The sequence below is a fragment of the Curtobacterium sp. ME-Dv--P-122a genome (assembly GCF_030209645.1).
Taxonomy (GTDB): Bacteria; Actinomycetota; Actinomycetes; order Actinomycetales; family Microbacteriaceae; genus Curtobacterium; species Curtobacterium flaccumfaciens.
Genome location: NZ_JARVRO010000012.1, coordinates 24,421 through 36,366 on the forward strand (window position 1 = coordinate 24,421; position 11,946 = coordinate 36,366).

The following is an 11,946-nucleotide window of genomic DNA, read 5'->3' on the forward strand; positions in this document are numbered from 1 at the left end:
GACCCATGGCAAGAGCACTGCTCGTCGTGGACGTTCAGAACGACTTCACCGAGGGCGGTGCGCTCGCGGTCACCGGGGGAGCGGCGCTCGCGAAGCGCATCACCGCGTTCCTCGGTCGGCACGGGGACGAGTACGACCTGATCGTGGCGTCCCGCGACTGGCACCACGGCGACGACGACAACGGCGGACACTTCGCCGGGCCCGACGGACCCGACTTCGTCGACACGTGGCCGGTGCACTGCGTCGCCGGCACGCCCGGTGCCGAGTACCACCCCGATCTCGACACCGCACTGATCGACGTCGACGTCCGCAAGGGGCAGGGGACGCCGGACTACTCGGCGTTCCAGGCCAGGACCGAGGCGGGCGTCCCGCTGGCCGAGGTGCTCGCCGAGCGCCGCGTGCACACGGTCGACGTCGTCGGCATCGCGACCGACCACTGCGTCCGTGCCTCGGCGCTCGACGCCCGTGCCGCGGGCCTCGACGTCGCCGTGTACGAGGACCTGGTGGCCGGCGTCGACGTCGAGCGCAGCGCCCGGGCGCTCGACGAGATCCGGGCGGTCGGCGGACACGTCGACCGCAGCGACATGGACGAGGGCCTCGCGAACCCAGGAGGAGCACGACTGTGACCGACACCATCACGAACGAAACCACCACCACCGTCGCCGACGAGCACGTCCGCGTCGAGGGCGTCCCCACCGGACTCTTCATCGGCGGCACCTGGCGCGCCTCGTCGAGCGGGTCCACCTTCGCCGTGCACGACCCGTCGACCGGTGCCGTCCTGGCCGAGGTCGCCGACGCCTCCCCCGAGGACGGCCTCGCGGCCCTCGACGCAGCCGCCGCGGTGCAGGAGTCGTGGGCGGCGACGGCCCCACGCACGCGCTCGGACATCCTGCGCCGGGCCTTCGACCTGGTGCACGAGCACGCCGACGACCTCGCGGCCCTGATGTCGCTCGAGATGGGCAAGCCCCTGGCCGAGGCCCGCGGTGAGGTCGTCTACGGCGGCGAGTTCCTGCGGTGGTTCTCGGAGGAAGCGGTCCGCATCACCGGCGACTACCGCACGAACCCCGAGGGCACCGGCCGCGCGATCGTGCTGAAGCGTCCGGTCGGCCCCGTGTACGCGATCACCCCGTGGAACTTCCCGCTCGCCATGGCGACGCGGAAGATCGGCCCGGCCCTGGCCGCCGGCTGCACGGTGGTCGCGAAGCCGGCCGACCTCACCCCGCTGACGACCCTGTTCCTGGTCGAGCTGTTCCGCCGTGCCGGGCTGCCGGACGGCGTGCTCAACGTGATCCCGTCGAGTGACGCCAAGGGACTGTCGGAGCCGATCATCGCCGACCCGCGCCTGCGCAAGCTGACGTTCACCGGTTCGACCCCGGTCGGTTCGGCGCTCCTCAAGCAGGCGGCGGACAACGTGCTCAAGACGAGCATGGAGCTCGGCGGCAACGCTCCGCTGCTCGTGTTCGACGACGCCGATCTCGACGAGGCGGTGGACGCGGCGATGCTCGCGAAGTTCCGCAACACGGGCGAGGCCTGCACCGCCGCGAACCGGTTCTTCGTGCAGGACGGCATCGCCGACGCGTTCGTCGCGGCCCTCACCGCGAAGGTGGACGCCCTGCGCGTCGGCCGGGGCACCGAGGACGGCACGACGCTCGGACCGCTCATCGACGACCGTGCCGTGGACAAGGCCGCCTCGCTCGTCGACGACGCCCTCGGTCGCGGTGCCCGGCTCGTCACCGGCGGCAACCGGATCGACCGTCCGGGCACCTTCTACGAGGCGACGGTGATCGACGACGTGCAGCCCGGCTCGGAGATCATGACGACGGAGATCTTCGGACCGGTCGCCTCGGTCACGCGCTTCAGCACCGAGGACGAGGGGATCCGGCTCGCCAACGACACCGAGTACGGGCTGATCGCCTACGCCTTCACGACCGACTTCCGGCGCGGTCAGCGGCTCGCCGAGCGTCTGGAGACGGGGATGCTCGGGCTGAACACGGGCGTCGTCTCGAATGCGGCGTTCCCGTTCGGCGGCGTGAAGTCCTCCGGCCTCGGCCGCGAGGGGTCGCACGAGGGCATCGAGGAGTACCTCGAGACCGTCTACGTGCTGACGCCGGACCCCTTCGCCGCCTGAGCCAGAGCCCGAGTCCGAGCCCGAGCCCGAGCCCGGGCCCGGGCCCGGATCGACGGTACGGCCGCGGTACTCGCGGCCGTACCGGCAATCACACCAGCAGCTGGTGCTTCGCCAGGTCGCGGTAGAGCGGCGTCGACTCGACGAGCTCGGAGTGCGTGCCGCTGCCGACGACGCGGCCGTGCTCGAGCACGACGATCACGTCGGAGTCGACCACCGTCGACAGCCGGTGGGCGATCACGAGCAGGGTGCGGTCCTCGGCGACGGCGTCGATCGCGAGCCGCATCTTCTGCTCGTTGACCCCGTCGAGTGACGACGTCGACTCGTCGAGCAGCAGGATCGGGGGAGCGGCGAGCAGCGCGCGGGCGATGGCCAGGCGCTGTCGTTCGCCACCGGAGAGCATCACGCCGTCCTCACCGACCTGCGCGTCGAGACCGCGGGGATCGCGGTGCAGGACCTCGCCGAGGTTGACCGCCTCGAGCACCCGGACGCAGTCGTCCTCGGTGGCGTTCGGCGACCCGAGCAGCAGGTTGGCGCGGATCGTGCCGGCGAGCACGGGGGCATCCTGCTCGACGTAGCCGATCTGAGCCCGGAGCTCGTCGCGGTCCATGCCGCGGACGTCGATGCCACCCAGGCGGATCACGCCGTCGGTGGGGTCGTAGAACCGCTCGATCAGCGCCAGGGTCGTCGACTTGCCGGCACCGGACGGACCCACGAGTGCAACACGCGAGCCGCGGGGCACCCGGAACGACACGTCGTGGAGCACCACGTCGTCGGCCGGGCGCTCGTCGTCGACGCGATCCGGGCCTCCTGGACGGTCCGCGGGGTCGGACGCGACCGCGCCGTCCGCACCCGAGGCGTCCGCCTGGGCGCGGTACCGGAACGAGACGTGCTCGAACGCGATGGCGTCGTCGGTGGCGACCGCTGCGGCGGGCCGGACCGACTCGTCGTCCTGGGACTCGGTCGGCAGGTGCAGGATCTCCTCGATCCGGCCGAGCGCGCCGAGCGCCTGGGCGACGGCCACGGCCGCGCCCATCGCCTGGCCGAGCGGCATGATCATCATGAAGAGCAGCAGGATGAACGTGATGAGCGTCGCGATGGTGATGGTGCCGGCGGCGACCTGTGCCCCGCCGACGCCCAGGACGGCGATGAACGCGACCTGCATGACGATGCTCGCGACGGGGACGACGAACGCGGACATCTTGGCGATGTCGAGGCCCCGCTTGTAGGCCTCGGTCGCGTGGCCGTCGACCTCGCGCACCTCGCGTTCGGTGGCGCCGGCTGCTCGGATGGTGCGGACCGCGCCGATCCCGCGTTCGACGGCCGCGGTGAGGTCGCCGACCTTCTCCTGTGCACGCTTCGAAGCGACCCGGATGCGGCGGCTCAGCCCGCCGACGACGACGATGGCGATCAGGACGATCACGATCACGATGCCGAGCAGCAGCGGGTCGATGATCGCCATCGCGATGATGGCGCCGATGAACGTGAGCGCGCCGCCGATCGACTCGATCAGCCCCTGGGTCAGGACGGCGCGCAGGAGCGTGGTGTCGCTGCCGACGCGGGACACCAGGTCACCGGTGCGCCGCGTGTCGAACTCCGAGATCGGCAGGTTGAGGATGCGGGCGATGAGCTTGCGGCGGGTGGAGAGTACGACGCCCTCGCCCGCACGCTGCAGCAGGAAGTGCTGCACGCCGTTCAGCACCCCCGCGACGATGACGAGCCCGACCAGCAGCCACACGAGCGTGCTGAGGGTGTTGCCCTGCTGCACCGCGGTGATGACCTGGTTGACCAGGAGCGGCTGCGCGAGCGAGGCTCCCGCACCGAGGACGCTCAGCACGATGATCACGACCATCGCGGGCTTGTTCTCGAACAGGTAGGACAGCAGGCGACCGAACGTGGCGCGGGGGCCGTCGGAGGTCTTCGGGCGTGCGAAGGGGAAGCTCATCGTGTTCCTAGTTTCTGCCGTACTTCTTGTGCACTGCCTGTCGGCTGACACCGAGCAGCGTCGCGATCTCCTGCCACGAGGCGCCGGCGGTGCGGGCACGTCGCGCGGCGAGCTCTTCGGTCCGGTCGAGCTCACGGCGCAGCTCCCGCACGTTGGCGAGGGCGGAGAACGGGTCGTCCCCTGATGCTCCGGCCGCGAGGCTCGTGATGGTCGGTCGATCCATGCCTGTCAACCTACATTGACGCACCGACATCCGTCAACCTGCGTTGACGGCGCGAGCCGCGCAGTGGGGTCGCGCACACGACGGACGGGAGGCCCGGTGCCAGCTGGCACCGGGCCTCCCGTCGATCAAGTGGTCGCCGATCAGGCGTCGGCGATGTCCTTCGACTTCGTCTCGCGCACGAAGAGCAGCGCGACCAGCGTCACGACCGCGGCGATCGTCAGGTACAGGCCGACCAGGAAGATGTCGCCGTCCGGCTTCCAGAGCGCCAGCGCGATGGTCGGGGCGAGCGACGCACCGAGGATCGACGCGACGTTGTACGCGATGGCCGAGCCGGTGTACCGGACGTTCGTCGGGAACAGCTCGGGCAGCAGCGCACCCATCGGACCGAAGGTCAGCCCCATCAGCGAGAGCCCGACGATGAGGAACGTCACCACGGTGATCGGGCCGCTCGACGCCGCGAACCAGAACTGGAACGTCAGGCCGAACAGCGCGATGCCGATCGTGGTCGGGATGAGGGTCTTGCGGCGGCCGAACTTGTCGGCGAGCAGCCCCGCGATCGGGGTGAAGATGCCGAAGAACACGACGCCGATCATGAGCAGGGTCAGGAACTCGCCACGGGTGTACCCGAGACCGATCTTCGGCACGAGCGCGCTGTTCTCGGTGCCGGTCGTGCCGTACTGCAGGGTGAACGTCGTCAGGAAGTAGAAGAGCACGTACGTGGCGACCATGCCGAAGGTGCCGACGATGACGGCCTTCCACGAGGTGCGGAACACCCGGCCGAGCGGGACCTTCGCGACCGTGCCGGATTCCTGCACGCCGCGGAACACCGGCGACTCGACGAGCTTGAAGCGCACGTAGAGACCGACGATGACGAGCACGGCGGAGAGCAGGAACGGGATCCGCCAGCCCCACGCCTGGAAGTCGGCGTTCGGGGTGCCGTCGGCGCCGGCGGGCATCGCCGCGTTGATCGCGATGAACAGGCCGTTGGCGAGCAGGAAGCCGATCGGGGCACCGAGCTGCGGCATCGATCCGAACACGCCGCGCTTGCCCTTCGGCGCGTTCTCGGTCGCGAGCAGGGCCGCACCGGACCACTCGCCGCCGAGTCCGACACCCTGGGCGAAGCGCATCACGGCGAGCAGGACCGGGGCCCAGACACCGATGGTGTCGAACGTCGGCAGGCAGCCGATGAGGAACGTGGCGGTGCCCATCACGAGCAGCGACGCGACGAGGGTGGTCTTGCGGCCGATCCGGTCACCGAAGTGCCCGAAGATGATCGACCCGACCGGCCGGGCGAAGAACGCCAGGGCGAAGGTGACGAAGGACGACAGCTGCGAGGCCGTCGGGTCCTCGTTCGGGAAGAACAGCGTCGGGAAGACGAGCACCGCAGCGGTCGCGTAGACGTAGAAGTCGTAGAACTCGATCGACGTTCCGACGAGGCTCGCGATGACGACGCGGGAGCGTGGATTGCCGGCGGGTGCCGGAGCGGAGGTGGGGGTTGCGGGTGCCGGGGCGGCGGTCATGACAGTGCGGGGTCTTCCGTGCTGCGTGCTCCCGACGGGGAGCACGAGGATCCGAAACGGCGGACACCGATCGGTTCGCGCGGGGTGGCGCGGGCACCGATCGGGTGCGTTCGGCTGAGGGGGGACCGCTTGTGACGGAAGCCCGATCATACGACAGATGTCGTCTGCCTGCGAATCAGCCCAGAGTCAGCTGGCCGCAGCGTCTGCCGCCTGCGCGCGCTCAGGCGCCCGCGCCGGCGCCCGCTTCGAGGTGCTCGGGCAGCTGGTGGCCCATCCGGTCGCGCTTGGTGTCGAGGTACCCGGCGTTCTGCGCCGAGATGCCGACGACGAGCGGCACGAGGGAGTCGACGGTGATGCCGTGCTCCTCGAGCTGGCGGCGCTTCTCGGGGTTGTTCGACAGCAGCCGGACGCGGGTGATGCCGAGGTCGGCGAGGATGCCCGCGGCGCCGCCGTAGGCGCGGGAGTCCGCGGGCAGGCCGAGCGCGAGGTTGGCGTCGAGGGTGTCGAGACCGTCCTCCTGCAGGCGGTAGGCCTTGAGCTTGTTGATGAGGCCGATGCCGCGGCCCTCCTGCCCGCGCAGGTAGATGACCACGCCGCCCTCGGCCGCGATCGTGTCGAGCGCGGCGTCGAGCTGCGGGCCGCACTCGCACTTCAGCGACCCGAAGGCCTCACCGGTCAGGCACTCGGAGTGCACCCGGACGAGCGCGCCGTCGGCAGGCATCGAGCCGTCGGGCAGGGTGCCGATGATCGCGACGTGCTCCGCGCTCGTCACGAGGTCGCGGTAGGCGCGCATCTGGAAGGTGCCGTGGGTGGTCGGCACGTTCGTCGACACCTCGAACTTGACCGGGCTCCCCGGCGTGGGGGAGGTCAGCGCATCGGTCATGGGGTGCTCCGGTCGTTCGTGGGCCCGTCGTTCCCGAGCCCGGGTGTCGCGTCGTGCTGCTGCTGGCGGTCGTGCTGGTGCTGGTTCTGGTGATGCGGATGCTGCGGTCGGGCCCGGACCAGCAGGTCGGGGCCGAGGCTGGTGGTCGATAGTACGTCCAACCGCCGACGGTCGGAGATGCTTCCCACGCCCAGGTCGTCGAGGGCGACACGGGGGCCGCCGAGCAGGAGCGGGGCGATGTACACCAGGTACTCGTCGACGAGTCCGGCGGCGATGAGCGCCGAGGCGACCGTGGGGCCACCCTCGACGAACACCGAGTGCACCCCGTGCCCGCGCAGTGCGCCGAGCGAGGTGGCCAGGTCGTGTCCGGGCAGGGTGACGAGCCCCCGCGGGTGCCGACGGACCGCGGCGTCGGCCGGCACCGGGCGGTCGCCGAGCACCACGGCGAGGGGCTGGTCGGCGAGCAGTTCGCCGGCATCCCCGCGCGCGGTCAGGCTCGGGTCGTCGGCCAGGACGGTGCCGGTGCCGACGAGGATCGCGTCGTGGGCGGCGCGCTGTTCGTGCACGTGCTGGCGCGCGGCGGCGCCGGTGATCCACTTGCTCGTGCCGTCGGCGGCGGCGGCACGCCCGTCCAGGCTGGACGCCCACTTCACGGTGACCCACGGTCGGCCGAGCCGGACCGAGAGCAGCCACCGTTCGAGGAACGCCTCGGCCTGGTCGGCCAGGACCCCGGAGACGACCTGGACCCCGGCGGCACGGAGTCGGTCGGCGCCGCCGTGCACGTCGGCTCCGGGGTCGTCGATCGCGTACACGACCCGGGCGATCCCGGCGTCGAGCAGGGCCACGGCGCACGGCCCGGTGCGGCCGACGTGGTTGCAGGGTTCGAGGGTGACGACCGCCGTCGCGCCGCGCAGCAGTGCCGGGTCGACCTTGGCCATCGCGTCGACCTCGGCGTGCGGGGTGCCGGCGCCCTTGTGCCATCCCTCGGCGAGGACCTCGCCGGTGGGGGAGAGGATCACGGCGCCCACGCGGGCGTGGTCACCGACGACGGGCCCGAGGGCCGCGAGTTCGAGCCCGCGGCGCATCGCCCGGACCTCGGTGGGTCGTGCCGTGTCGCTCACGGGCCGAGCTTACCGGCGGCGGTTGGGTGACACGTCACCACGGATGTGAGCGCGTTCAGGCGACGGGCCAGGGGAGTTCGGAGGCTGGGGTGCCGTCGGCGCGTCGCAGTGCGGTCCACGCCGCGGTCGGGCCGCCGTCCCGGTCCGGCACCCGTGCTGCGCCGAGTCCCGTGAACGAGAACCCGGCCGCACGGGCGACCGCCGCCGACGCTGCGTTGCCCTCGTAGCACTCCCAGTAGACGTCCGGCGCACCCTGCTCGAACGCCCAGTCGACGACGAGCCGGACGGCGTCGTGCATGAGTCCGGCACCGCGCGCGGACGGTGCGAGCCAGAACCCGAGGTCACGGCCGGCGGTGCGGTAGCTGATGATGCCCGCGAGCCACGTCGAACCGGCCGGTCGGATCGCCCACGTGTACTCGCGGTCCGATGCCCACCCCGGTCCGACCAGGGCGTCGACGAAGGTCCGCGCGTCCTGCTCGCGGTACGGCGTCGGCACCGTCGTCCACCGGACGATCTCCGGGTCCTGGCAGGCCTCGGTGATCGCCGCGGTGTCGGCGCGGGTGGGCAGGTCGAGCCGGACCCGCGCGGACTCGAGCGTGGCGGGCTGCACGGTCAGCCGCGCGACCGCGGGACGAACCCGATGCGGTCGTAGACGCGGGCCAGGGTTTCCTGCGCGATCGACTCGGCGCGGTCGGCGCCGACGGCGAGCAGCCGGTCGAGCTCCGCCGGGTCGTCGAGGAGATCGAGTGTGCGGGCGCGGACCGGTTCGAGCTCGGCCACGACGGCGTCGGCGACCTCGCCCTTCAGATCGCCGTAGCCCTTGCCGGCGAACGACTCCTCGAGCGCGGCGATCGAGGTGCCGGTGAACGCCGACAGGATCGACAGCAGGTTCGTCACACCGGGCTTGGCCTGGCGGTCGGCCCGGATCTCGCGCTCGGCGTCGGTGACGGCCGACTTGATCTTCTTCGCGGTGCGCTTCGGATCGTCGAGCAGGCGGATGAGGCCGTTGTCCGATGCTGCGGACTTGCTCATCTTGCTGGTCGGGTCCTGCAGGTCGTAGATGCGCGCGGTCTCGGTCAGGATGCGTGCCTCGGGCGTGACGAAGGTGTCACCGAACCGCGAGTTGAAGCGTCCGGCCAGGTCACGCGTGAGCTCGACGTGCTGGCGCTGGTCGTCGCCGACCGGCACGACCTTGGTGTCGTAGAGCAGGATGTCCGCGGCCATCAGGACCGGGTAGGTGAAGAGCCCGACCGACGCGGCCTCGGCACCCTGGCGTGCCGACTTGTCCTTGAACTGGGTCATCCGGCTCGCTTCGCCGAAGCCGGTCAGGGTGTTCAGCACCCAGGCGAGTTCGGCGTGCGCGGGCACGTGCGACTGCACGAACAGCGTCGCCTTGGACGGGTCGATGCCCGACGCGATGTACTGCGCAGCGGTGGCCCGGGTGTTCGCGCGGAGCTCGGCCGGGTCCTGCGGCGAGGTGATCGCGTGCATGTCGACGACGCAGTAGATGGCGTCGTAGTCGTCGAGCAGGGTCCTCCACTGCATGAGCGCCCCGACGTAGTTGCCGAGGTGCAGCGATCCGGCGGACGGCTGGATGCCCGAGAAGATGCGGGTCTTGGTCATGGTGGTGCTCCGGTGCGTCAGGTGAAGCGAGAGAAGAGGGGTCAGAGTTCGTAGTCGACGACCACGGGGGCGTGGTCGGACCATCGCTGGTCGTACGCTGCAGCGCGGTCGACCGTGTACTCCGTGACCTTGGCGGCCAGGTCGGGCGTCGCCATCTGGTAGTCGATGCGCCAACCGGTGTCGTTGTCGAACGCCTGACCGCGCCACGACCACCATGTGAACGGGCCGTCGACGTCGCCGGCCTGGGCGCGACCCACGTCGACCCATCCGAGCCCGGGGCCCGTGGAGCCGTCGGCGCCCTCGACCGGTTCGCCGTCGGCGCCGAAGAACCGCGAGAAGTAGGCACGCTCGCGCGGCAGGAAGCCGGCTCGCTTGACGTTGCCCTTCCAGTTCTTGATGTCGCGCTCGTCGTGCCCGACGTTCAGGTCACCGACGACGACCGCGAGCGGGTTGTGCGCCCGGAGTGCCGGCAGCCGCTCGGTCATGGCGTCGAGGAACTTCCACTTCTCGTCCTGCTTGGGGGTGTCGACCTCGCCCGAGTGCACGTAGGTGGAGACGACGGTGACGGTCGTGCCGCCGATCTCGTAGTCGGCCTCGAGCCAGCGGCCGGCCGAGTCGAAGTCGTCCGCGCCGAGCGCGACGCGGTGGATCTGGGCCGAGTGACGCGAGGCGATGGCGACGCCGGCCCGGCCCTTCGCGGTCGCCGGGTCGTGCACGATGTCCCACTCGTCGCCGAGCAGCGCCGCCAGGTCGTCGCTCGACGCGCGCACTTCCTGCAGGGCCAGCACGTCGACGTCGCGGGTGGCGAGCCAGTCGCCCATGCCCTTGCGGAAGGCGGCGCGGACGCCGTTCACGTTGACGGATGCGAGGCGCAGGCGTGTCATGCAGAACACCTTATCGGCGGGTGCCGACAGCCCTCGGTCGTACGATCTGGCCATGACCGTCGTGATGACCGTCGGCGAGCTGCTCGCCGCGTTCCGACCCGTGGCAGCGCAGATGCTCCGTCCGGACGAGTTCCGCTCCGCCCGCTTCTGGGTGAGCCCGCACGGGGACTGGGAACTCGACCACGAGGAGGACGAGTTCATCGACGGCTCGATGAGCGTCGTCTGGGAGATCGGGGGCGAGACCCAGGGGACGAGGAGCCTCGTCGAGGACGTCGACGACCTGCCCGGACTCCTCCACGACCTCGCCGATGACCTGCAGGACTTCATCGCCGAGAGCTCCTTCGCCTGGGGCGAGCTTCGCGCGATCCCGCCCATCGCGCCGTAGCGGCGACCGGACGACGGACGGGAGGCCCGTGGCTGCGCAGCCACGGGCCTCCCGTCCGTCTGGTGGTCGCGTGCAGGACGCGACCTGCGCGATCAGGCCGCGTCGTGGTCCGTCTTCAGGAACTCGACCAGGCTGTCCGCGGTGGTCTCGGCGTCGTCGCCCGAGACGGTGAGGGTGACCTCGTCGCCGTTCTCGATGCCGAGCCCGAGCAGGGCGAGGATGCTGCCGGCGTTCCCGGACTTGTCGCCCTTGGCGATCGTGACCTGGTGCCCCGACGCCGTCACGGTCTGGACGAAGAGGGATGCGGGGCGAGCGTGCAGGCCGGATGCGCTGGCGACGGTCACGGTGCGGGTGGCTTCGGACATCGATGTACTCCTGTCGATGGGTGGTTGGCTCATGCTAGCGAGCACTGGGTGGGCGGGGACGGGGCACGGTCAGGGTCGGCCGGGCCAGAAGACCTCGGTGCCGGCGGCCTCGACCTCGCGGACCAGGTCGAGGTTGACGGCGGGGTCGGTGATGATCGTGTCGATCGCGGCGAGCGGGGCGACGCGACCGAACTCCTCACGGCCGAACTTGGTGTGGTCGGCGAGCAGGATGCTCCGTCGTGCGGACTTGATCATCGCGCTCTTCACGGCGGCCTCGGCCATGTTGTGGGTCGTCAGGCCGCGCTCCGGCGTGATGCCGTTGATGCTGATGAAGGCGACGTCGACGCTGACCATGCCGATGAGCTGGTGCGTCCAGGTGCCGACCCCGGCCAGGGAGTCGCTGCGGATGTTGCCGCCGAGCAGGTGCAGGTCGATGCCCGGGCGGTTCGCGACGGCGGTGGCGACGGGCAGCGAGTGCGTGACGACGGTCAGCCCGCGGTCGGTCGGCAGCAGCTCGGCCAGGCAGATGGTCGAGGTGCCGGCGTCGATCATGATCGAGCCGTTCTCGGGCAGTTCCGCCAGGGCGGCCTCGGCGATGACCATCTTCTCGGTCTGGTTGATGCCGCCGCGGTCCCCGACGCCGGGGTGCAGGGTGATCCGCTCGACGGGGATCGCCCCGCCGTGCGCACGACGGACGAGGCCGCGGCGCTCGAGGCTCGTCAGGTCGCGGCGGATGGTCTCGGGCGTGACGGCGAGCAACTCGGCCAGGTCTTTGACGTCCACCCGGCCCTGCGCGCGCGCCTGCTCGACGATGCGCTGGTGGCGTTCTGGTGCGTACATCGGACCTCGTCGTCTCGGGTCGGAACGGAACG

General features: G+C 71.0%; 12 protein-coding genes and 1 pseudogene. 3 read left to right on the top strand and 10 right to left on the bottom strand.

What is annotated here, in order from left to right; all coding sequences use genetic code 11:
• Nucleotides 1-5: 5 nt before the first annotated feature.
• Nucleotides 6-626 (top strand): isochorismatase family protein, encoded by a 621-nt coding sequence (locus tag QRN49_RS12605; RefSeq protein ID WP_284756224.1) that lies wholly within the window; start codon nucleotides 6-8, stop codon nucleotides 624-626.
• Complete coding sequence (locus QRN49_RS12610; RefSeq protein WP_502869001.1) at nucleotides 623-2,128, top strand: NAD-dependent succinate-semialdehyde dehydrogenase; 1,506 nt, start codon at nucleotides 623-625, stop codon at nucleotides 2,126-2,128. The genes QRN49_RS12605 and QRN49_RS12610 overlap by 4 nt, the downstream gene beginning before the upstream one ends.
• A gap of 88 nt (nucleotides 2,129-2,216) precedes the next feature.
• Here the strand turns inward: QRN49_RS12610 and QRN49_RS12615 are convergent, their stop codons facing one another.
• From QRN49_RS12615 to QRN49_RS12650, 8 genes and pseudogenes are all read right to left on the bottom strand, one after another.
• Nucleotides 2,217-4,070, bottom strand: coding sequence for an ABC transporter ATP-binding protein (locus tag QRN49_RS12615; protein ID WP_071404991.1), 1,854 nt, complete (start codon nucleotides 4,068-4,070; stop codon nucleotides 2,217-2,219).
• A gap of 7 nt (nucleotides 4,071-4,077) precedes the next feature.
• On the bottom strand, nucleotides 4,078-4,293 hold the full coding sequence (locus QRN49_RS12620) for a hypothetical protein (protein WP_027466417.1): 216 nt from the start codon (nucleotides 4,291-4,293) through the stop codon (nucleotides 4,078-4,080).
• A gap of 140 nt (nucleotides 4,294-4,433) precedes the next feature.
• A complete protein-coding gene (locus tag QRN49_RS12625; protein ID WP_284756227.1) occupies nucleotides 4,434-5,813 on the bottom strand; it encodes an MFS transporter in 1,380 nt (459 codons plus the stop codon).
• Nucleotides 5,814-6,033: 220 nt separating this feature from the next.
• Nucleotides 6,034-6,663: pseudogene (gene ribA / locus QRN49_RS12630) on the bottom strand (GTP cyclohydrolase II); the annotation flags it as partial.
• A 29-nt stretch (nucleotides 6,664-6,692) separates the two neighbouring features.
• On the bottom strand, nucleotides 6,693-7,781 hold the full coding sequence (ribD, locus tag QRN49_RS12635) for a bifunctional diaminohydroxyphosphoribosylaminopyrimidine deaminase/5-amino-6-(5-phosphoribosylamino)uracil reductase RibD (RefSeq protein ID WP_260690137.1): 1,089 nt from the start codon (nucleotides 7,779-7,781) through the stop codon (nucleotides 6,693-6,695).
• A gap of 91 nt (nucleotides 7,782-7,872) precedes the next feature.
• Entirely contained in the window at nucleotides 7,873-8,427 is a 555-nt protein-coding gene (locus QRN49_RS12640; protein WP_260688971.1) for a GNAT family N-acetyltransferase, read from the bottom strand.
• 2 nt (nucleotides 8,428-8,429) lie between these two features.
• On the bottom strand, nucleotides 8,430-9,440 hold the full coding sequence (gene trpS, locus QRN49_RS12645) for a tryptophan--tRNA ligase (protein WP_260688973.1): 1,011 nt from the start codon (nucleotides 9,438-9,440) through the stop codon (nucleotides 8,430-8,432).
• Between the two features lie 41 nt (nucleotides 9,441-9,481).
• Nucleotides 9,482-10,324 (bottom strand): exodeoxyribonuclease III, encoded by an 843-nt coding sequence (locus QRN49_RS12650; protein WP_260688975.1) that lies wholly within the window; start codon nucleotides 10,322-10,324, stop codon nucleotides 9,482-9,484.
• 52 nt (nucleotides 10,325-10,376) lie between these two features.
• Between QRN49_RS12650 and QRN49_RS12655 the strand changes: the two genes are divergently transcribed.
• Nucleotides 10,377-10,709, top strand: a complete 333-nt coding sequence (locus QRN49_RS12655) for a hypothetical protein (protein WP_111038045.1) — start codon at nucleotides 10,377-10,379, stop codon at nucleotides 10,707-10,709.
• 92 nt (nucleotides 10,710-10,801) lie between these two features.
• Here QRN49_RS12655 and QRN49_RS12660 read toward each other — a convergent pair whose 3' ends face one another.
• Both QRN49_RS12660 and QRN49_RS12665 read right to left on the bottom strand, forming a co-directional pair.
• Nucleotides 10,802-11,074 carry an HPr family phosphocarrier protein gene (locus QRN49_RS12660; protein ID WP_022905912.1) on the bottom strand — a complete coding sequence of 91 codons (273 nt, stop codon included), beginning with the start codon at nucleotides 11,072-11,074 and terminating at the stop codon, nucleotides 10,802-10,804.
• A 69-nt stretch (nucleotides 11,075-11,143) separates the two neighbouring features.
• The gene (locus QRN49_RS12665) at nucleotides 11,144-11,914 is read right to left on the bottom strand and encodes a DeoR/GlpR family DNA-binding transcription regulator (RefSeq protein ID WP_027466423.1); all 771 of its coding nucleotides are present in this window, start codon (nucleotides 11,912-11,914) and stop codon (nucleotides 11,144-11,146) included.
• Nucleotides 11,915-11,946 lie beyond the last annotated feature (32 nt).

Excerpts from the sequence above, each read along its gene's own strand:
- QRN49_RS12605 (WP_284756224.1), top strand. The coding sequence starts at position 6 with ATGGCAAGAGCACTGCTCGTCGTGGACGTTCAGAACGACTTCACCGAG.
- QRN49_RS12615 (WP_071404991.1), bottom strand. The coding sequence starts at position 4,070 with ATGAGCTTCCCCTTCGCACGCCCGAAGACCTCCGACGGCCCCCGCGCC.
- QRN49_RS12620 (WP_027466417.1), bottom strand. The coding sequence starts at position 4,293 with ATGGATCGACCGACCATCACGAGCCTCGCGGCCGGAGCATCAGGGGAC.
- QRN49_RS12625 (WP_284756227.1), bottom strand. The coding sequence starts at position 5,813 with ATGACCGCCGCCCCGGCACCCGCAACCCCCACCTCCGCTCCGGCACCC.
- ribD (WP_260690137.1), bottom strand. The coding sequence starts at position 7,781 with ATGCGCCGCGGGCTCGAACTCGCGGCCCTCGGGCCCGTCGTCGGTGAC.
- trpS (WP_260688973.1), bottom strand. The coding sequence starts at position 9,440 with ATGACCAAGACCCGCATCTTCTCGGGCATCCAGCCGTCCGCCGGATCG.
- QRN49_RS12650 (WP_260688975.1), bottom strand. The coding sequence starts at position 10,324 with ATGACACGCCTGCGCCTCGCATCCGTCAACGTGAACGGCGTCCGCGCC.
- QRN49_RS12655 (WP_111038045.1), top strand. The coding sequence starts at position 10,377 with ATGACCGTCGTGATGACCGTCGGCGAGCTGCTCGCCGCGTTCCGACCC.
- QRN49_RS12660 (WP_022905912.1), bottom strand. The coding sequence starts at position 11,074 with ATGTCCGAAGCCACCCGCACCGTGACCGTCGCCAGCGCATCCGGCCTG.
- QRN49_RS12665 (WP_027466423.1), bottom strand. The coding sequence starts at position 11,914 with ATGTACGCACCAGAACGCCACCAGCGCATCGTCGAGCAGGCGCGCGCG.